Annotated in this window: 16 protein-coding genes and 1 riboswitch; of the genes, 6 read left to right on the forward strand and 10 right to left on the reverse strand. The window is 39.4% G+C overall.

Annotated features, from left to right (window positions below; all coding sequences use genetic code 11):
- Positions 1–56 precede the first annotated feature (56 nt).
- Positions 57–947, forward strand: coding sequence for a dienelactone hydrolase family protein (locus tag I6E72_RS06000; RefSeq protein ID WP_197111470.1), 891 nt, complete (start codon positions 57–59; stop codon positions 945–947).
- Between the two features lie 69 nt (positions 948–1016).
- On the opposite strand, the gene rhlP is transcribed toward I6E72_RS06000, so the two are convergent.
- From rhlP to I6E72_RS06015, 3 genes are all read right to left on the reverse strand, one after another.
- Positions 1017–1811, reverse strand: coding sequence for a rhombotarget lipoprotein (rhlP, locus tag I6E72_RS06005; protein ID WP_197111522.1), 795 nt, complete (start codon positions 1809–1811; stop codon positions 1017–1019).
- A 314-nt stretch (positions 1812–2125) separates the two neighbouring features.
- A complete protein-coding gene (locus I6E72_RS06010; RefSeq protein ID WP_231620504.1) occupies positions 2126–2470 on the reverse strand; it encodes a lactoylglutathione lyase in 345 nt (114 codons plus the stop codon).
- Positions 2471–2483: 13 nt separating this feature from the next.
- Positions 2484–3419 (reverse strand): LysR family transcriptional regulator, encoded by a 936-nt coding sequence (locus I6E72_RS06015; RefSeq protein WP_197111472.1) that lies wholly within the window; start codon positions 3417–3419, stop codon positions 2484–2486.
- Between the two features lie 133 nt (positions 3420–3552).
- Here I6E72_RS06015 and I6E72_RS06020 point away from each other — a divergent pair, with 133 nt between their 5' ends.
- Positions 3553–4578, forward strand: coding sequence for a zinc-binding alcohol dehydrogenase family protein (locus I6E72_RS06020; protein WP_024607548.1), 1026 nt, complete (start codon positions 3553–3555; stop codon positions 4576–4578).
- Between the two features lie 368 nt (positions 4579–4946).
- Positions 4947–5603 carry a nitroreductase family protein gene (locus tag I6E72_RS06025; RefSeq protein WP_024592671.1) on the forward strand — a complete coding sequence of 219 codons (657 nt, stop codon included), beginning with the start codon at positions 4947–4949 and terminating at the stop codon, positions 5601–5603.
- A gap of 79 nt (positions 5604–5682) precedes the next feature.
- On the opposite strand, the gene ribB is transcribed toward I6E72_RS06025, so the two are convergent.
- The 6 genes from ribB to dapB all read right to left on the reverse strand — a co-directional run bounded on the left by ribB (position 5683) and on the right by dapB (position 14204).
- Entirely contained in the window at positions 5683–6336 is a 654-nt protein-coding gene (gene ribB / locus I6E72_RS06030; RefSeq protein WP_024592672.1) for a 3,4-dihydroxy-2-butanone-4-phosphate synthase, read from the reverse strand.
- A gap of 247 nt (positions 6337–6583) precedes the next feature.
- Positions 6584–6761, reverse strand: a riboswitch (FMN riboswitch).
- An 80-nt stretch (positions 6762–6841) separates the two neighbouring features.
- On the reverse strand, positions 6842–7900 hold the full coding sequence (locus I6E72_RS06035) for a S66 family peptidase (RefSeq protein WP_024607546.1): 1059 nt from the start codon (positions 7898–7900) through the stop codon (positions 6842–6844).
- 241 nt (positions 7901–8141) lie between these two features.
- A complete protein-coding gene (gene greA / locus I6E72_RS06040; protein WP_010553419.1) occupies positions 8142–8618 on the reverse strand; it encodes a transcription elongation factor GreA in 477 nt (158 codons plus the stop codon).
- A 48-nt stretch (positions 8619–8666) separates the two neighbouring features.
- Entirely contained in the window at positions 8667–11885 is a 3219-nt protein-coding gene (gene carB, locus I6E72_RS06045; RefSeq protein WP_121955296.1) for a carbamoyl-phosphate synthase large subunit, read from the reverse strand.
- Positions 11886–11901: 16 nt separating this feature from the next.
- Positions 11902–13038 carry a glutamine-hydrolyzing carbamoyl-phosphate synthase small subunit gene (gene carA, locus I6E72_RS06050; protein WP_007375827.1) on the reverse strand — a complete coding sequence of 379 codons (1137 nt, stop codon included), beginning with the start codon at positions 13036–13038 and terminating at the stop codon, positions 11902–11904.
- A 362-nt stretch (positions 13039–13400) separates the two neighbouring features.
- The gene (gene dapB / locus I6E72_RS06055) at positions 13401–14204 is read right to left on the reverse strand and encodes a 4-hydroxy-tetrahydrodipicolinate reductase (protein WP_024592675.1); all 804 of its coding nucleotides are present in this window, start codon (positions 14202–14204) and stop codon (positions 13401–13403) included.
- Positions 14205–14576: 372 nt separating this feature from the next.
- Here dapB and I6E72_RS06060 point away from each other — a divergent pair, with 372 nt between their 5' ends.
- From I6E72_RS06060 to I6E72_RS06070, 3 genes are all read left to right on the forward strand, one after another.
- Positions 14577–15890: a Na+/H+ antiporter NhaC family protein gene (locus I6E72_RS06060; RefSeq protein WP_010553416.1), complete on the forward strand. Its 1314-nt coding sequence runs from the start codon at positions 14577–14579 to the stop codon at positions 15888–15890.
- 133 nt (positions 15891–16023) lie between these two features.
- Positions 16024–16812, forward strand: coding sequence for a nucleoside-binding protein (locus I6E72_RS06065; protein WP_197111473.1), 789 nt, complete (start codon positions 16024–16026; stop codon positions 16810–16812).
- A gap of 161 nt (positions 16813–16973) precedes the next feature.
- A complete protein-coding gene (locus I6E72_RS06070) occupies positions 16974–17990 on the forward strand; it encodes an alpha/beta fold hydrolase (RefSeq protein WP_197111474.1) in 1017 nt (338 codons plus the stop codon).
- 88 nt (positions 17991–18078) lie between these two features.
- Here the strand turns inward: I6E72_RS06070 and I6E72_RS06075 are convergent, their stop codons facing one another.
- Positions 18079–18876, reverse strand: a complete 798-nt coding sequence (locus I6E72_RS06075) for a M48 family metallopeptidase (protein ID WP_197111475.1) — start codon at positions 18874–18876, stop codon at positions 18079–18081.
- Between the last annotated feature and the right edge of the window lie 174 nt (positions 18877–19050).

Genomic DNA, 19050 nt, shown 5'->3' on the forward strand with positions numbered 1-19050 from the left:
CTAATACGTTATGGTATTTAAATAATAAATAGACATAATAAAGTTAAGGAACAGCCATGAATACATCTCCCTCTGATCACATTCCTCAAGAAGCCTTTGATTGGTATGACGAATACGCCCACGGTTTAATGGACCGACGTACTTTTATGAAAAAACTCGGTGGCCTTGCTGCTCTTGGCTTTTCGATGGCTGTACTTACATCAGCATTATTACCTAACTATGCACTTGCTGAACAAGTATCGTTTAATGACGATGATATTAAAGCAACATACGAAGAATTCGATTCGCCAGACGGGCACGGTAAAGGCAAAGGTTACTTAGCAACCCCTAAAAACATAGAAGGTAAGCTTCCTGTTGTTCTTGTGATACACGAAAACCGTGGATTAAACCCATACGTAAAGGATGTAGCAAGACGCTTAGCGAAGGTAGGCTTTATTGCATTTGCACCCGATGCGCTATTTCCACTGGGTGGCTACCCTGGTAATGATGATGAAGGACGCGCTATGCAAAAAACCATGGATCGCGCTAAAATTCAAAACGATTTTGTTGCCGCAGCGCACTTTTTAAAATCGCATGCTAACAGTAACGGTAAGTTAGGCGCTGTCGGTTTTTGTTTTGGTGGCTACATTGTTAATTATTTAGCAGCAGTAGATAGCAACTTACTCAGTGCCGGCGTACCTTTTTACGGCACTCCTGCCAGTGAAAGTTTACGTAAAAATATTAAAGCACCGTTAATGATTCAATTAGGCGAGCTGGATAAACGTGTAAACGCGTCGTGGCCAGAGTACGAACAAGACTTAAAAGCTAATAATGTTGAATACACTATGCATATGTATAAAGGGGCAAATCATGGATTTCATAACGACTCTACAGGTCGATATGATAAAGACAATGCCGAGCTTGCATGGCAACGTACCGTTGAGTTTTTTAATAAAAAGCTAAGTTAGCGAATAAAAAATAATGCCACCAGCTCTAAGCCGGTGGCATTATTAAAAATACTTAGTTTTTTATCAACTTTAAATTTTTTTGCTACGCATAACTAATAACGACAACAAAACGAGTAAATAAATACTCAAAGAGCCACCGCTACTAGAGCCATCTTTATTTTCGACTTTTGCAATTTTTTCTTCTTTAACACGTGTTTTAAACCTTGCTAGTTCTGCATCTAAATTAGTACTCATATCACTAACCGCTAGATTAAAACCTTCAGCCGACTTTTCAGATAACGTTTCATCAATACCTATTGCTGTTGTTCTTTTTTCAAGTTTACTTATACCTGGTGCTCTAAATAGCATTTTTCTACTTTTAATATCAAAAACAGCTGTATCCACAAAGGTTTGAATTGTATTTTCATTACCTGGAATAACGTACATACCCACTATTGTCCAATAAAGTAAGGCTGCATTATTTTCATAAGATTGCGTAACTTGATCATATGAAACCAGTGCCATTACATCTACATCGTAAAGCCTCCCGACTTGCTCGAGTGTTGCGAAGCCTTCACCCCCTTTTAAATAGGTACTTGGTATAACTTCAATGCGGTCAATGTAATCATATTGTAGAAATGACTTTTTTACTTTTTCGAGTAACTCGACTTGGTTTTGGGTCTCTAACCCGTCTGACTGCCAGTTTTTAGACGGTACAAATGCAATTCCAACAGTAACAGGGAGTTTTAAAACAGGTATTTCAGGTTTATAGGTAGAGCGACTTTGTTGATCAGGATATAAGAAATCCATTAAGCTACTAGATTGCGTATTTTTACCTGTATTGTTACTCACAAACGAACTACAAGAAGCAAGTAAGGTCGCCATAAAAATGATTATATATTTATTAAATCTCACATTTATTCCTTTTTATTTTTAATTTAATTCAGTTACGTGCCAAAGCTCACCCGATGGTCCCCATAAGTAAATAACGCTACCCCAAGGGTCTAGGGCGTGTTGACCTTTGGTGGTTGAATTTGCAGCTGTGTGTTTGGTATTTAGGCAAGGCAGAGCCTATGATATGTGGTTGTTCCCCATACATAGGCGATAACGTAGCATAAAGACCAAACATACGCTGCCCTTTGGGTTCTTTCTAGGGGCGATTGACTCTTTGTTGCTCGGTTTTTACTTAGCCCACTAGGTTACAAACCCTGCGCCGCGATTAAATCGCCCCTAGATTGAACAAATTTCAATCCATAAAGTTCAACACGCCCTCGTTTTATACCCTCAAAGCGGATATCAAAACCGTTTAAATTACTAATGAGTTCGTATGCTTCATCTATATTTAACACACAAAGTTGCAGCATTAAGTTTTCAGCAAACGTTTTATTATAATAACGCTGTAAAAATAACGTACATTCGCCAAAAGTACACACGCATAAATCATTTGAGGCATCTTCAATCTTAAATCCAAGCGCTTTATAAAAGCGCTGAGATTGCTCATAATTTTTACAGGGAATAAAAATTCTAATATCATCAACTTGCATAACTCTTCCTTAATTAGCTCAGTACGCTTTTATCAATAATTCCTTTATTGACCAACTGCTGCAAAATAGCTTGGGATTTTGCTCTGCATACATCACGTAGTAAACGCACCGCAGGGGTTATTGACTGCCTACTTGGGCAAATAAGCCAAAGTTCACCATTAACATGTTGATAATTTGGCATTACAGTAACCACCCTGTCATTGAGTAAATCATCAGCCATATCAAGAGCCGACTTTACAGCTAAGCCCTTACCCGCAACGCACCAGCGCCTGACTAAATCGCCATCGTTTGAGGCGCGCCTGCCATCCATTTTAACTTTATATTTTGATTCACCATCGGTGAATTCCCACGTATTATTTATAATATCCTGCAACTGATAAAACAAACCTTGATGCGACGCTAAATCATCAGGATGCACGGGAGTCCCGTTTTGTAAGAGGTATTCGTGAGTTGCACATAATAAGCGCGGTACGTTACAAATTTTAAAACCATAAACGCTAGCATCATTAGGCGAGCCATAACGAAGTGCTATATCAACTGAGTCACGATAAAAGTCGATATTACTATCACTTATATGGGTTCTGAGGCTTAATTTAGGATAACTATCCATGAGTTCATCAATCCATGGGATCACTAAATTGCGCCCCAAGTCAGATGAAAGTGCAACACGTAACTCCCCTTCGATTTCGTCATGTTCACCTTTAAGGTTTTGCTTTGCAAGCTCAAGTACTGCTAAAGCCTGCTCACATTGTGGTATGTAGCGCTCCCCAGCAGCCGACAATCTCAAATGACGTGTGGTACGAACAAACAGCTCGCTACCAAGCGCTAACTCCACGCGTTTAATAGCGGCGCTTGCTGTGGCTGTACGCATATCTAACTTAGCAGCTGCTAGCGTAATACTTCTAAACTCAGCTACTTTTAAAATAAGTTTTAAATCTTCTATGTTCATATTATCTATTTATATTTGATAATGATTCAACGATTATGCGGTTTATCTACATTAAAGCAAGGTCTACTATATATCCATCAGCTAGCCAAAGCATGGCTTGCACCTTATACGTAAACAAATTAGGACATTTATTATGAAAGCCATTGGTTATAAAAAATCTCTTCCTGTTTCTAATCCTGAATCGTTAATTGATGTTGAATTACCACAGCCAGTTGCAACAGGTCGCGACTTATTAATTAAAGTTAAAGCAATTGCAGTTAACCCAGCAGATTACAAAGTGCGTGCATCTATGCCCCCTGCTGAGGGTGAAGTAAAAGTTATTGGTTGGGATGCAGTTGGTGAAGTTGTTGCAATCGGCGATGCTGTAACGGCATTTAAACTCGGTGATGCGGTTTATTACGCAGGTGACATTACTCGCCCAGGTAGTAATGCAGAATTTCAATTAGTGGATGAGCGCATTGTAGGATTTAAACCGCAGAGCTTAAACGATGCTGAAGCGGCTGCATTACCCCTTACTGCAATAACAGCGTACGAATTATTATTTGAGCATTTAAACATTGTAAAACAAGCTGCTGATGCAACAACAAAATCAGAAGAGGTTATTTTAGTAACAGGTGCCGCAGGCGGCGTTGGCTCTATTTTTATTCAACTTGCTAAAGCGATTACTGGCGCAACGGTGATTGCCACTGCATCGCGCGAAAGCTCTCAAGCATGGGTTAAAAAACTAGGCGCAGATTATGTCGTTGACCATACAAAACCATTACCTGCTCAAATTGACGCGTTAAACATTGGCTCGGTAACACATGTAGCAAGCCTGCATAGTACTGATACTTACTTTGAAGCGTATACAGAGGTACTTGCACCATTTGGTAAAATTGCAATGATTGACGATCCTGAGTCATTAGATGTTAGCAAATTAAAAATGAAGAGTTTATCTCTACATTGGGAATTTATGTTTGCCCGTTCAATGTTTAATGCCAAAGATTTAATTGAGCAAAGTAAGTTATTAAATCATGTTGCCGATTTGATTGACCAAGGCTACATTCAAACCACAATTGGTAAAAACTTAGGCACTATAAATGCGGCTAACCTGCGTATTGCACACACAGAACTTGAAGAAGGTCGCTCTATTGGCAAAATAGTGTTGGAAGGTTTTTAATTCTATAAATATTACACGCCTTATTTATACCTGAATTGATTAAAGGCGCCAATGCAATTGGCGTCTCCAGCCAATATTTCGGGGTGGCTTTTGCTGTATTTATATTTATTAAAGAAACTATTACCTAATAATATTTGATAATGATTCAACCATATACCTGTTTATCATATTGTAATAATCCTCTACTATCCGCACATAGCTATATTGATAAGCCTTACGTTACGTAGATATATCGATTGTATAAAGTAAGTAGAGTGATTTAAAAGCACGATATTATTTTTGTAATAAATTTTTAAAAGGGTTTGTTTTTACTAAAACTGACTCAACATAGTAAATACTGGTAAAACACCTACTCAATGGAAAAACTAATGACTCACCCTATTATTAATGACTTAGAAAAGCGCTACACAGCAAAACGTTATGATGCAACGAAACGTGTATCTCAAGACGATTTAGCCGTTATTTACGAAGCTATGCGCCTGTCTCCTTCATCTATTAACTCGCAGCCTTGGAAATTCATCGTAATTGAATCAGATGAGGCTAAAGAGCGTATGCATAGTACATTTGCTAATAAATTTGCGTTTAACCAGCCACACATTAAAACAGCTTCGCATATAATATTATTTGCTCACAACCCTAAATATACCCGCGATGATTACGCACAAATCATTGATGCAGATATTAAAAATGGTCGTACTAAAGCAGAAAATCGCGAACAAGCTTTTGGTGCTTACGCGTTTGTTGATATGAATACTGATGAGCAAGGCAATAATGAAGAGTGGACTAAAGCACAAACTTACATTGCACTGGGTAACACTATGCATGCAGCTGCACGCTTAGGTATTGACTCTACTCCAATGGAAGGCGTAGATGCCGAGCTGATTGGCGAAGTTTTTGAAAAAGAACTTGATGGTTACGTGTGCGACGTAGCATTAGTACTTGGCTATCACGATAGCGCAGAAGACTATAATGCTAAATTACCTAAATCTCGCTTGGCAAAAGAGCAAGTTATTCAGGTTTTATAAGTAATACGTTATAAACTTAAATGATAACAATATTAAAAAACCACTTATTTAAATAAGTGGTTTTTTGCTTTAAAGCAGTTTAACTTACTTGAAGCTGCGCAGCCTGAATGTATTGCACTAAATCCTCAATAGAAACCACAGTCATATTGTGTTTATTAGCATAATCACTCACCTCAGGTAAGCGCGCCATTGAACCATCTGGATTTGTTAGTTCGCAAATTACGCCAAATGGTTTTAAGCCGGCAAGCTGCATTAAATCAACGGATGCTTCGGTATGACCACGACGAACTAATACTCCACCCGTTTGTGCTTTTAAACCAAATACATGCCCTGGGCGCGATAAATCACTTGGTTTAGCGTTATCGCCTGTCGCTGCTTTTATAGTAGTTACTCTATCAGCAGCAGACACGCCTGTTGTAACGCCATGCTTAGCTTCAATAGTGACTGTATAAGCGGTGTTATTTTGACTTGTGTTGTGGGTTACCATTTGCGGTAAGTCGAGCTGTTTAATGCGCTCCTCCCCCATGCATAAGCAAACAATACCGCTGCCTTCGCGGATCATTTCGGCCATTTGAGAAGTAGTTAAATGCTCAGCTGAAAATACAAAGTCGCCTTCATTTTCACGGTTTTCATCATCAACAACAAGTACGCCTTGCCCTTGCTGTAGTGCAGCAATTGCGCTTTGTACGCGGATATGGCTTTCGCCGAATTGAGTAAGTAGAGACTGAATCATCATTATATTCCAAATAAAAAATAATAGATTCAGGACTGTGAAAGGATCAGTAATATATCGCTTTAAATTTAAAACGATCACTACCAAAATAGCTTAAATAAAATAACAAAAAGCACGCAGCAAAAAGCAGCGCACACTGTTATACCAACGGCATTAAATTAGTGACCTATTATAACGCTAGAAAAATAGCTCACTTAACGCGATACAATGATCGTATCTTTAATAAAATTGATATTAGTATAATAAGCCATATTCTCTTTCATCCGGACTGTAACCGTCGGCTCTGGCATCTCACCAGATCTGCTTGACCTTTACTGAACCTAGTTAAAAAATAAGTTAAATAAAGCGCTCGCGGGCTCGTCTAAGTTATAAATAACATTAGACATACCGCCGGTGGGGAATTTCGCCCCGCCCTGAGAATGTACTTTTATAACTAAAGCGCTATAAAAGCGGGCTTATTATACCCTTTAACTTAATTACTTATCAAAGGTAAGTGAATAAACTTCTAACAAAGCTCGGTATTTAATGAGGCTTTGACTACTTTACCTTCATTTATGTCAGCGGTGATTGTACAAGTAGCGCCGTTTACTAAATTTAAGTTAGGTGGAGCATGACCAATATCGGCATCAATAATCACAGGAAATAAACACCCACCTAGTGCAACATCAAGCGCGTGGCGGTAATCAAAAGAAGCATCTTGACCTTGAGTGATCACGCTGCGACCAATAATAATACCGTTTATATCGTCAAATATACCTGCCAATTTTAATGAAAGTAAAAACCGTGCAACGGTTGTTGGCGTCAGCTCTGAGTTTTCTAGGTATAAAATAAGCCCTTCGGGTGCACTGTGTTTTTTAAATTCATGTAGTGCCAAAAATGGAGAGTCGAGTAATAAGCCAACTGTATCTAAACAGCCACCAAATAAGCGACCCGACATTTCAATAGTGCGTGCATCAAAGTAATTTAAACACTGCCACTGAGTAACTTCTGTGTGTTCAAACAATGCATTTGGGTTTTGTACGTAATCAGGTCTATTTTTTTGATAATGCGATGACGGTGCTTGCTCAAATTTGCTACCTGCTTCATAACTTAGTGTTTCAAATATTTGCAGGCAATAAGGACTTTTTTCGTCAGGATGTAACTGCATAAGATTAGCGCTGTGTAGTGTTGCCCATTGGCATTTTGCCGTGAGTGCGCATGCAATGGTGCTTACATCAGAGAACCCAACTAACCATTTAGGCTTTGCTTCTTTAATTGCATTAAAATCAAGTAGGGGCAGTATTTCCATTGCAAGCTCGCCACCAAATGGTGGCATAATTGCATCTATCTGGTCATCTAATAAAAAACCCATTAACTGCTGAGCATGCGCTTTAGCGTTAAGCTGTCCATGCGGTTTGCTTTGACGTAAAAACTCTCCTTCAACAACATCATACCCTCGATGTTTTAATCCATTAATAACAATGTCTAACCGTGCATGGTACTTTTCTTTAAGGCCTGATGAAAGTGAACAAATTGCTATTTTTGATCCTACTTTTAAAGGCGCTGGGTAAAGTATATTAGGCATATATTTTCCTTTTTAGAGAATACGTTAATACCAATTACATTAAATCAGCGAGTTATTTGATGCGCTAAATGCTCATGTTTTTAGTAAATTGATATAAGTACCTACTATACCAACATAGACCATATTTATAGAACATGAATACTGTACAAACGCGCCTACCATTAAAGGTTAAATTACAGACATAAAAAAACCGATGTAATTACATCGGTTTTTATTTAAAAACGTTAAAGTGAGTTATGCGTTAAAGATACTCAACTTCAATGATTTCGAACTCAACAATACCTTTTGGCGTTTGAATAGACACTGCGTCGTCCATTTGTTTACCAATTAAGCCACGTGCAATCGGTGAGTTAACAGATATTAAGTTGTTTTTAATATTTGCTTCGTCATCGCCCACAATACGGTATTTTACTTCAGCATCGGTTTCTATATTTACAATAGTTACCGTAGTGCCAAAAATAACTCTACCGGTATTTGGCATTTTAGTTACGTCGATAATTTGAACATTTGAAAGTTTAGCTTCAATTTCTTGAATACGCCCTTCACAAAAACCCTGTTGCTCACGCGCAGCGTGGTATTCAGCGTTTTCTTTTAAGTCACCATGTTCACGTGCAACCGCAATATCACTTACGATTTTAGGACGGGTAACTGTTTTTAATTCGTTAAGCTCTTTACGCAGTAAATCTGCGCCACGAACTGTCATCGGAATTGATTGCATACTTTTCTCACTTAACACCAAGGCCCTAGTTGGCCTTGGCACATTTCCTTAGTTCAATCGCAGATGTAGCTCTTGAACTGACGTCACTTTGCTGCGGTCATCTGCTTTATTAGCAGTACAGTTAGCGAATGCCGCGTTCAAGGTTGTCGTATAGTTGGTTTTATTTTGCAATGCACCACGACGTAACACCTTCGAATCTTCGATCGCTTGGCGACCTTCGGTGGTATTAACGATATAGCTGTACTCTTTATTCTTGATATAATCAAGAATATGCGGGCGGCCTTCATATACTTTGTTTACACGTCGTACTTCAATGCCAGCTTCTTCAAGAGCTTGTGCCGTGCCACCAGTTGCGTCAAGTTCAAAACCTAAGTCGGTCATGATTTTGGCTAATTCAACAATACGTGGCTTATCGCTATTACGAACAGATAATAGCGCGCGACCACCGCGTGGTAAAGTGTTGCTTGCACCTAATTGTGCTTTTGCGAATGCTTCGGCGAAAGTATCACCAACACCCATCACTTCACCTGTTGAACGCATCTCAGGACCACGGATTGGATCCACACCCTGAAACTTAGCAAATGGTAAAACAACTTCTTTAACGCTGTAGTAAGGAGGGATCACTTCTTTAGTAATACCTTGGCTCGCTAAAGACTGCCCAGCCATACAACGTGCAGCTACTTTTGCAAGCGCCACACCGGTTGCTTTTGATACAAACGGTACAGTACGTGCAGCACGCGGGTTAACTTCGATTAAGTACACTTTGTCTTCTTTTACTGCAAACTGTGTATTCATCAAGCCAACAACACCAAGTTCAAGCGCCATGTCGGTTACTTGCTTGCGCATTACATCTTGCACTTCTTGTGATAAAGAATGTGCTGGTAATGAACAGGCTGAGTCACCCGAGTGAACACCCGCTTGCTCAATGTGCTCCATGATACCGCCGATAATTACTTGCTCGCCGTCGCAAATTGCGTCAACGTCAACTTCAATCGCGTTATCTAAAAAACGGTCCAGTAATACAGGTGCTTCGTTTGATGCTTGTACAGCTTCGGTCATGTAGCGACGTAAATCATCTTCGTCGTATACAATTTCCATTGCACGACCACCTAGTACGTACGACGGGCGTACAACTAATGGGAAGCCAATTTCAACTGACTTAAGTAAGGCTTCTTCGGTTGAAGTTACTGTTGCATTTTCTGGCTGAAGTAAGTTTAAACGCTCAACAAGTTGTTGGAAACGTTCGCGGTCTTCTGCACGGTCAATCGCATCAGGTGAAGTACCAATCACTGGTACGCCATTGGCTTCAAGCTCACGCGCTAGCTTAAGTGGTGTTTGACCACCGTACTGTACGATAACGCCTTTTGGCTTTTCAACACGTACGATTTCGAGTACGTCTTCAAGCGTAATTGGTTCAAAGTATAACCTGTCAGATGTATCGTAATCGGTAGATACCGTTTCAGGGTTACAGTTAACCATAATAGTTTCGTAACCGTCTTCGCGAAGTGCAAGCGAGGCATGTACACAACAGTAATCAAACTCAATACCTTGACCGATACGGTTTGGACCACCACCAATAACCATGATTTTATCACGATCGGTTGGGTTAGCTTCACACTCTTCATCGTAGGTTGAGTACATGTAAGCAGTGTCTGAGCTAAATTCTGCAGCACACGTATCAACACGTTTGTATACTGGCACGATGTTTAATAAATGACGTTTTTTACGAATTTCAGCTTCAGATACACCTGCAATTTCTGCTATACGCGGATCTGCAAAGCCTTTGCGTTTTAGTTTACGTAGGAAGTCAGCATTTAAACCCGCCATGCCTACTTTCGCTATTTTTGCTTCGTCTTTTAAAATGTCTTCTATTTGTACTAAGAACCAGCGGTTAACTTTAGTCAGTTCGTAAACATCATCAACGCTCATACCATGGCGCATTGCATCAGCAATGTACCAAATACGCTCAGCGCCTGGCTCGCGTAGTTCACGAATTATTTTTTCTTTTGCTTTAGGATCATCAAGCGCAACTATCGGGTTAAATCCCGTTGCACCCACTTCAAGACCACGTAATGCTTTGTGTAATGATTCTTGTTGGTTACGACCAATTGCCATTACTTCGCCAACTGATTTCATTTGCGTAGTTAAACGGTCGTTTGCACCGGCAAATTTTTCAAAGTTAAAGCGAGGAATTTTTGTAACAACGTAATCGATTGAAGGCTCAAAAGACGCGGGAGTTTTGCCACCAGTAATGTCGTTTTGAAGCTCGTCAAGCGTATAACCTACTGCTAGTTTTGCTGCAATTTTAGCAATTGGGAAACCCGTTGCTTTTGATGCTAATGCAGATGAACGTGATACACGTGGGTTCATCTCAATGATAACCATACGGCCATCTTCAGGATTAATACCAAACTGCACGTTAGATCCGCCAGTTTCTACACCAATTTCACGTAATACTGCCATAGAGGCGTTACGCATAATTTGGTATTCTTTGTCGGTTAGCGTTTGCGCTGGTGCAACGGTGATTGAATCGCCAGTGTGAACACCCATAGGGTCAAAGTTTTCAATGGTACAAACAATAATACAGTTGTCGTTTTTATCACGTACAACTTCTGTTTCGTACTCTTTCCAACCAATCAGTGATTCATCAATTAGTAATTCGTTCGTTGGCGATAAATCTAAGCCTCGTTCACAAATTTCTTCAAACTCTTCTAAATTATACGCCACACCGCCGCCGGTGCCGCCCATAGTAAAAGAAGGCCTGATAATACATGGTAAACCAATGCGCGTTATGATGTCTTTGGCTTCATCCATAGAGTGAGCAATCTCAGCACGAGGACATTCAAGACCAATATTTTTCATTGCTACGTCAAAGCGTTCACGGTTTTCTGCTTTGTCGATTGCATCAGCGGTTGCACCAATGAGTTCAACGCCGTGCTTAGCCAATACGCCGTGCTTGTCTAGTTCAAGCGCACAGTTTAATGCCGTTTGACCACCCATTGTAGGCAGTACTGCATCTGGCTTTTCTTTTTCAATAATTTTTTCTACCACTTCCCAGTGAATTGGTTCGATGTATGTTGCATCAGCCATATCAGGGTCGGTCATGATAGTTGCAGGGTTTGAGTTAACTAATATAACTCTGTAGCCTTCTTCTCTAAGTGCTTTACACGCTTGAGCACCAGAGTAGTCAAATTCACAAGCTTGACCAATTACAATTGGGCCTGCGCCTAAGATAAGAATGCTTTTTATGTCGGTACGTTTTGGCATTATTACTCCAGTTAAATTAGTGTTTACGCGCTTGCATCAAATCGATGAAGTGGTCAAATAATGGGGCTGCATCGTGCGGACCAGGGCTTGCTTCAGGGTGACCCTGGAAGCTAAACGCAGGTTTATCTGTACGATGAATACCTTGAAGCGTTCCGTCAAATAACGATTTGTGCGTAGCGCGAAGCGTACTTGGCAGGCTTGACTCTTGAGCTGCAAAACCATGGTTTTGAGCTGTGATCATAACTACATCGCGGTCTAGGTCTTTAACTGGGTGGTTAGCGCCGTGGTGGCCAAATTTCATTTTTTCTGTTTTAGCACCTGAGGCAAGGGCTAATAACTGATGACCTAAACAGATACCAAAAATAGGTGTGTCGGTTTCTAAAAAGGTTTTAATTGCATCAATAGCGTAAGTACATGGCTCAGGATCGCCAGGGCCATTAGATAGGAAGATACCATCAGGGTTTAAAGCCAGTACGTCAGCGGCAGAGGTTTGCGCTGGTACTACTGTAAGTTTACAGCCACGGTCTACAAGCATACGTAAAATATTACGCTTTACACCGAAGTCGTAGGCAACAACATGAAACTTTTCATCAGCAGCATCAAGGGTTTTAAATCCTTCGCCTAATGTCCAGCTTGATTCGCGCCACTCAAAATTTTCCTTGGTTGAGACAACTTTTGCTAAATCCATACCTTTTAAACCTGGGAAGGCTTGCGCGGCTTGTAGCGCTTTATTTTCGTCTAGCTCGTCGCCAGCAATAATACACCCGTTTTGTGCGCCTTTATCACGCAAAATTCGAGTTAACTTTCTGGTGTCGATGTCCGCAATACCTAAAATATTACGTTCTTTTAAGTAATCATCTAACGATTGCTCGTTACGAAAATTACTCGCTAGCAGTGGCAAATCACGGATCACTAGGCCTTTAGCCCAAATTTGATTCGCTTCTTCGTCTTCGCTGTTGGTACCCGTATTACCGATATGTGGGTACGTCAAAGTTACGATTTGTTCCGCGTATGATGGATCAGTCAAAATTTCTTGATAACCAGTCATAGACGTATTGAATACTACTTCACCGACTGACATGCCGTCAGCGCCGATTGCAGTACCGCGAAACACTGTGCCGTCTTCTAGGACTAACAGAGCGGATTTAGTCAAGTTAAACCTCCTAACAGTAAAAAACGGGAGTAAGCAATTGCTTAACACCCCGCCAATACCCAGAGGGATCGTCAAAACCAGATTTCTGTGAGCTTAAATTGTTTTACGCAGTCTTAAATGATGCAGATGTAAAGCATTCAACCTTCAATCATTTTTTCTTGCCTAAAACTATTTTTATTCCCACTGAAACCCCGGATTTACTAGCCACTTGGGTATAATTGGAAACACGCATTTAGTAATTTTTGGCAAATTGGCTGCATATTACATTAAGTTAGCTTTTAGGTCTAATATTATTTAGTAAATTGTTACAAACAAGTCACTGTAGGCAAAATTAGACCCAAACAGTTAAAAAAGTAACTAAACTACTTCAGATCTAGTACATCTTGCATATCATAAAGTCCTACAGGTTTGTTTTTCAACCAGCTTGCAGCCCTTACAGCACCTAGAGCGAATGTCATTCTTGAACTTGCTTTATGGGTTAATTCGAGCCTTTCGCCCATTGTAGCGAAGTATGCGGTGTGTTCACCTACTATATCGCCCCCTCTTAGTACCGAATAACCAATTTCATTTTGCGATTTAGCTGTCTCCACTTGGCTGCGGTCGTATACAGCAACCTCGTCGTGGTCCCAGCCTTTAGCCTGTGCAATTGATTCGCCAATGGCTAATGCTGTGCCCGATGGCGCATCGATTTTATGACGATGATGCGCTTCAAATATTTCAATATCTAAATCGTCACCAAATTTGGTCGCTGCGGTTTGCACAAGGTTCAGTAGTACATTGACTCCTACACTGTAGTTTCGCGCAAATACAATAGGAATATGCTTAGCGGCATCGTGTAAAAGTGCCATATCGTCGCTTGTTAAGCCCGTTGTACCAATAACCATAGGAATTTTTTGTGCTACAGCGGTTTTTAAATGGTTTTTCATACCAGCGGGAAGCGTAAAGTCGATTAAAACATCTACATTATCTATTGTGGTTTCTTCGCTAAAGCTAACACTGTTATCGGCGGCGCTATTTACTTGATTTACATTAATACCTAATAACGATGAACTGCTACGAACGTATGCACCTGTAAGTTGTGTTTGCTCTTTAATTGTCGCGGCTTCTAATAAAGCTAAGCCCATTCTGCCATTAGCACCAAAAACGCCTATTCGATTTGTAGTCATTGTTTTTACCTAATTTAAATTTGGATCCGTTTTTTACTAATCTAAGTATATATCCGGTGCATTACAAATACGCGCTTAGGTATTTTTATGCAGTTGGACAAATATTAATCGCTGAAAATAGCATTACTTTGTAGATATTATCTAAAAGTCATGCAATAGTCAGGTGACCTTTTAATTTAATAATAATAACAATACCAGTTTACTTTAGCCATCTATACATTTAAACTTCTCTTTCGCGTCGATTTGGTCTTTGGCTTGCGGGCGCTGCACTCTCCTAATTTTGTTAATGATTAACATAGTAGGTAGATTTGCTAAATTCAGCTAAAAGAGGAATTTTTGGCTGTTGTAAATTAACTGGTTTCGAGGATTATGATGCAGCCATCATTTAACAAAAACAAAGCAATACTTTCTTTACTACCCCTTTTAACCTTTGTAGCACTATTTTTGGGCTCTGGTTTATATTTACAATCGCAAGGGGTTGATTACGCTTTTTATCAACTTCCTGCTCCAGTGGCTATATTACCCGCTATTATGCTTGCGTTTATATTAAATAAAGGCACAGTAAACGAATGTGTAGAGACCTTTATTAAAGGTGCCGGACACAACAATATTATTACCATGTGTTTAATCTACTTACTTGCAGGTGCGTTTTCTGCCGTTGCCAGTGCAACCGGTGGTGTAGATGCGGTAGTAAATGCTGGCTTATCACTTATTCCACCTTCGCTATTACTTCCTGGTTTATTTTTAATTGCAGCGGTTGTATCTACTGCAATGGGTACGTCTATGGGAACGATTGGTGCTATTGGGCCTATTGCCTATGCGGTATCAATTAAAACAGGTATCGATCCTGCTTTAATGGCAGGTACGATTGTATCTGGTGCTATGTTTGGCGATAACTTATCAATTATTTCAGACACGACTATTGCAGCCACACGTACACAGGGCTGTGAAATGAAAGACAAGTTTAAAGAGAATCTTAAAATTGCAGTCCCTGCTGCAATACTAACTATTGGCTTATTGTTTTATTTAACACCTGCGGCGCAAGTTGTTGAAACCAAAGATTACGATATTTGGTTAGTACTTCCTTATGCCTTTATTTTAGTGTTAGCCGTTGCTGGCTTGAACGTATTTGTAGTGTTGTTTAGCGGTATTATTTTTGCTGCATTAATGGGCTTTACAGGAAGTTATGAAGGCGCAAGCTTTGTAAAAGATATTTACAAAGGCTTTACCGATATGCAGGAAATATTTTTACTATCAATGTTTATAGGTGGCTTATCTGAATTTATTCGGATTAACGGTGGCCTTGATTACATTGCTCAAAAAATTCAAGCCATAACTAAAATCATCGCAAAATGGCACCGTAAAGTGGCCGATCAATTAGGTATTGCAGCATTGGTTATGACAAGTAATATGTGTATTGCCAATAACACCGTATCTATTATTGTTGCTGGCCCTATTGCTAAAAAGCTGGCAGATGATGGTGAAATAAGCGGTAAACGCTCTGCAAGTTTACTTGATATATTTGCTTGTGTAACGCAAGGCTCACTTCCTTATGGCGCACAAGCGCTACTGTTAGGTGCTACGTTTAAAATTAGCCCGTGGGAAGTATCAACGTCTTCTTATTACTGTTTTATTTTAGCATTTACGGCGATTACTATTATTTGTTTACGCCGTAATAAAGCGTAATACATTGAGTTATTACATGTTGCAGCTTATTAAGTAGGCTGCAACATGTGTTAAATTAGCGATCAACAAATCAATCTCTTCTGCTATAATTGCCGCTTCCGCGTGTCACTAAAATTATAGTTATTAAACAGTTATGAAATTTAAAAAATTACTCCCTTTTATTACCCTTACTTCTCTAGCTTTATCATCGTCGGCTTTTGCTGCCAATTGGAGCAGTACAGCACTACATATAAATAATGGCAGCCAAAAAAATCCATTCACTGAGCAAGAGTCAGACACTACAGTTTACTCGGTTCAACATGCATCGGGCTATGACTACGGCGATAACTTCTTTTTTATCGATTACAGTAAAGACGATATAGATGATGGTTACCAAGATGCTGATTTTTATGGTGAGTGGTATTCAACGGTAAGCTTATCTGCCATCACTGGTAAGCAAATTGGCTCTGGCGCATTATTAGATGTTGGCCTAACGGGCGGTATTAACGTTGCTGGTGATGCAAAAGTAATGAAGTATCTACCAGGTGTTAAATTAAGCTGGGATGTACCTGGGTTTAACTTTTTTCAAACGCTGTTCACAGCCTACATTGACGATAGTGAAGGTGTAGCAAAAGGCGGCGCACCTATTGAAACTAATAGCTGGATGCTTGATGTAGCTTTTGAATATCCTTTCACTATTGGCTCACAAAAGTTTAGCTTTAAAGGCCACGCTGAATACATAGCAGAGCGTGAAGATGAATTTGGTAACGATGTACAAGCTTGGATACTAGCACAGCCTATTTTAGTGTGGGATATGGGTCACGCCCTTCAAATGAAAGAAAACACACTACTGCTGGGAATGGAATTACAATACTGGCACAACAAATTAGGTACTGAAGTCACTGAATCGGTACCACAAATCCATATTGAGTGGACATTTTAAGCTTCAACAATCAGCTCTTTACTCAGTAATAATAAGCGAAGCACTATTTTAGCTTCGCTTTTTTTCGTCCACGTAAAACATTTAATTGAACAGGTTTAAATACTTAGTTATTGTTGTACTTCTTTTTAAGCCAAGCGCTCGCCTTTAATAGGAGTAACTGAATGTCGTCGATTAAAGTTATTTGTTTCTCTACTTTATTAGTACTAACAAACAATGCCTTAGCTGGCCCTTCTCAAGATACATCCGCCCTTTCTTATGATGCACTATTAAGCAATTACGAATACGATTTTAAGGTAAATTACTTTGCACTTGAGTCGCAAAAACAATCATTAAAAATGGCTTATATTTACTTAAAGCCAACTAAAGCCGATATGCCTACAGTTACACTTATGCATGGCAAAAATTTTAACGCTGACTACTGGACTACAACCGCTCAGTATCTGCAATCTTTAGGTTACGGCGTATTAATTCCTGATCAAATTGGTTTTGGCAAGTCGTCTAAGCCAACTAATTACCAGTATTCGTTTGCGACGCTTGCTCATCATACTCACGCGTTAATAGATTCACTTAATATTAAAGAGTCGATTGTACTTGGGCACTCTATGGGCGGGATGCTAGCGAGTCGTTTTGCTTTAATGTATCCAAACACTACTAAAAAGCTAATTTTAGTAAACCCTATTGGGCTTGAAAACTACTTGCAGTATGTTGATTACAAAGATACTAACTTTTTCTATAAAAATGAATTAGCAAAAACACCTGAAGGTGTAAGAAAGTATCAACAAAAAAATTACTACGATGGTAAGTGGAATACAACATATTCAGCCTTAACTGACTTTATAACAGGGCAAATACAAGGCCCAGATAAAGAAAAAATGGCGTGGGTAAATGCTAAAACATATGACATGATTTTCACTCAGCCTGTAATAACCGAATTTAAAGATTTAACTGTGCCGGTTAAATTAATTATTGGTACACGAGACAGGACCGGTCCAGGTCGCAACTGGAAAAAAGACGGTGTTGATTACGAGCTTGGTCGATACGATAAGTTAGGTAAGCATGCTGCATCACTTATCCCTAATGCTCAACTATTTGAACTGAATAATTTAGGTCATTTGCCGCAAATTGAAGATTTTGATCGTTTTAAAGACGTATTTAACAAGGCACTTAATACTAAATAACCTGAATACTAGATAATAAGTTTTTATAGTAAAAAAACAAAAACCCTGTAAGTAAACTATTTACAGGGTTTTTATTATATAAGCTAAATTACAGCTTACATTGTGGGTTTTTACCCTGCGCTTTAGCTGTACTTTGTTCGCCAAGAGCCTTGCTCATTTGCGCTTGTAAGTTTTTAATACGGTTAGTTGGCGCTGGGTGAGTTGATAAAAACTCAGGTGTTGTACCACTGCCTGCAGCACTCATATTTTGCCAAAGGGTTACTGATTCTTGTGGATTAAAGCCTGCTTCCGCCATTAAATCTAAGCCAATTTCATCAGCTTCTGACTCGTGCGAACGGCTAAATGGCAAAACAACACCATACTGTGCGCCTAAGCCTAGACCCTGCATAATTTCATTACGATATTGAATGTTACCCATTTCAAGTGCTGCACTACCAAGTTGCATACCGGTATCTAAAATAGAGCTTTGTGAAACACGTTCATTAGAATGCTCAGCAATTACGTGCCCTACTTCGTGCCCTAGCACTGTTGCTAGTTGGTCTTGATTGGTGGCTATTTTTAATAAGCCCGTATGAACCCCAATGTAACCACCAGGTAGTGCAAAAGCATTAGCAGATTCATCTTCAAATACAACTACTTCCCAATTTTGCGACGCGTATTCTTTTGGTAATACAGCCACTACTTTTTCAGCAATGCAATTTACATATGCATTTGTTTTTGCATCTTTATTAATTGGTTGGCTTTTTTTCATATCTGCAAAACTAGCAGTGCCCATTTCACTCATTTGTTGATCTGAGTAAAGCGCTATTTGAGTGCGTCCTGTTGGTGACGTTTTACAACCGACTAAAACGGCTGTCGCTAATACTGCAAGTACTAGTTTTTTCATGATAATTCTCTTAAGTAATGAATTTTTTATTGCTTGTAGAATAGCAAACACAGTACCAATTTAAAATATTTGCTTTATATACCTTTATATTAAAAAGATGCGATAAGACGATAAACTTAGCAGGCAAACTAAGTTTATCCAAATACAATGCCCTGTTACACTATAGCCCTTGTT

This window comes from Pseudoalteromonas sp. NSLLW24 (genome assembly GCF_015864725.1).
Taxonomy (GTDB): Bacteria; Pseudomonadota; Gammaproteobacteria; order Enterobacterales; family Alteromonadaceae; genus Pseudoalteromonas; species Pseudoalteromonas arctica.

Excerpts from the sequence above, each read along its gene's own strand:
- I6E72_RS06015 (WP_197111472.1), bottom strand. The coding sequence starts at position 3,419 with ATGAACATAGAAGATTTAAAACTTATTTTAAAAGTAGCTGAGTTTAGA.
- I6E72_RS06025 (WP_024592671.1), top strand. The coding sequence starts at position 4,947 with ATGACTCACCCTATTATTAATGACTTAGAAAAGCGCTACACAGCAAAA.
- I6E72_RS06060 (WP_010553416.1), top strand. The coding sequence starts at position 14,577 with ATGCAGCCATCATTTAACAAAAACAAAGCAATACTTTCTTTACTACCC.
- greA (WP_010553419.1), bottom strand. The coding sequence starts at position 8,618 with ATGCAATCAATTCCGATGACAGTTCGTGGCGCAGATTTACTGCGTAAA.
- rhlP (WP_197111522.1), bottom strand. The coding sequence starts at position 1,811 with ATGGCGACCTTACTTGCTTCTTGTAGTTCGTTTGTGAGTAACAATACA.
- I6E72_RS06035 (WP_024607546.1), bottom strand. The coding sequence starts at position 7,900 with ATGCCTAATATACTTTACCCAGCGCCTTTAAAAGTAGGATCAAAAATA.
- dapB (WP_024592675.1), bottom strand. The coding sequence starts at position 14,204 with ATGACTACAAATCGAATAGGCGTTTTTGGTGCTAATGGCAGAATGGGC.
- carB (WP_121955296.1), bottom strand. The coding sequence starts at position 11,885 with ATGCCAAAACGTACCGACATAAAAAGCATTCTTATCTTAGGCGCAGGC.
- I6E72_RS06065 (WP_197111473.1), top strand. The coding sequence starts at position 16,024 with ATGAAATTTAAAAAATTACTCCCTTTTATTACCCTTACTTCTCTAGCT.
- I6E72_RS06075 (WP_197111475.1), bottom strand. The coding sequence starts at position 18,876 with ATGAAAAAACTAGTACTTGCAGTATTAGCGACAGCCGTTTTAGTCGGT.
- ribB (WP_024592672.1), bottom strand. The coding sequence starts at position 6,336 with ATGATTCAGTCTCTACTTACTCAATTCGGCGAAAGCCATATCCGCGTA.
- I6E72_RS06020 (WP_024607548.1), top strand. The coding sequence starts at position 3,553 with ATGAAAGCCATTGGTTATAAAAAATCTCTTCCTGTTTCTAATCCTGAA.
- I6E72_RS06070 (WP_197111474.1), top strand. The coding sequence starts at position 16,974 with ATGTCGTCGATTAAAGTTATTTGTTTCTCTACTTTATTAGTACTAACA.
- I6E72_RS06000 (WP_197111470.1), top strand. The coding sequence starts at position 57 with ATGAATACATCTCCCTCTGATCACATTCCTCAAGAAGCCTTTGATTGG.
- I6E72_RS06010 (WP_231620504.1), bottom strand. The coding sequence starts at position 2,470 with ATGCAAGTTGATGATATTAGAATTTTTATTCCCTGTAAAAATTATGAG.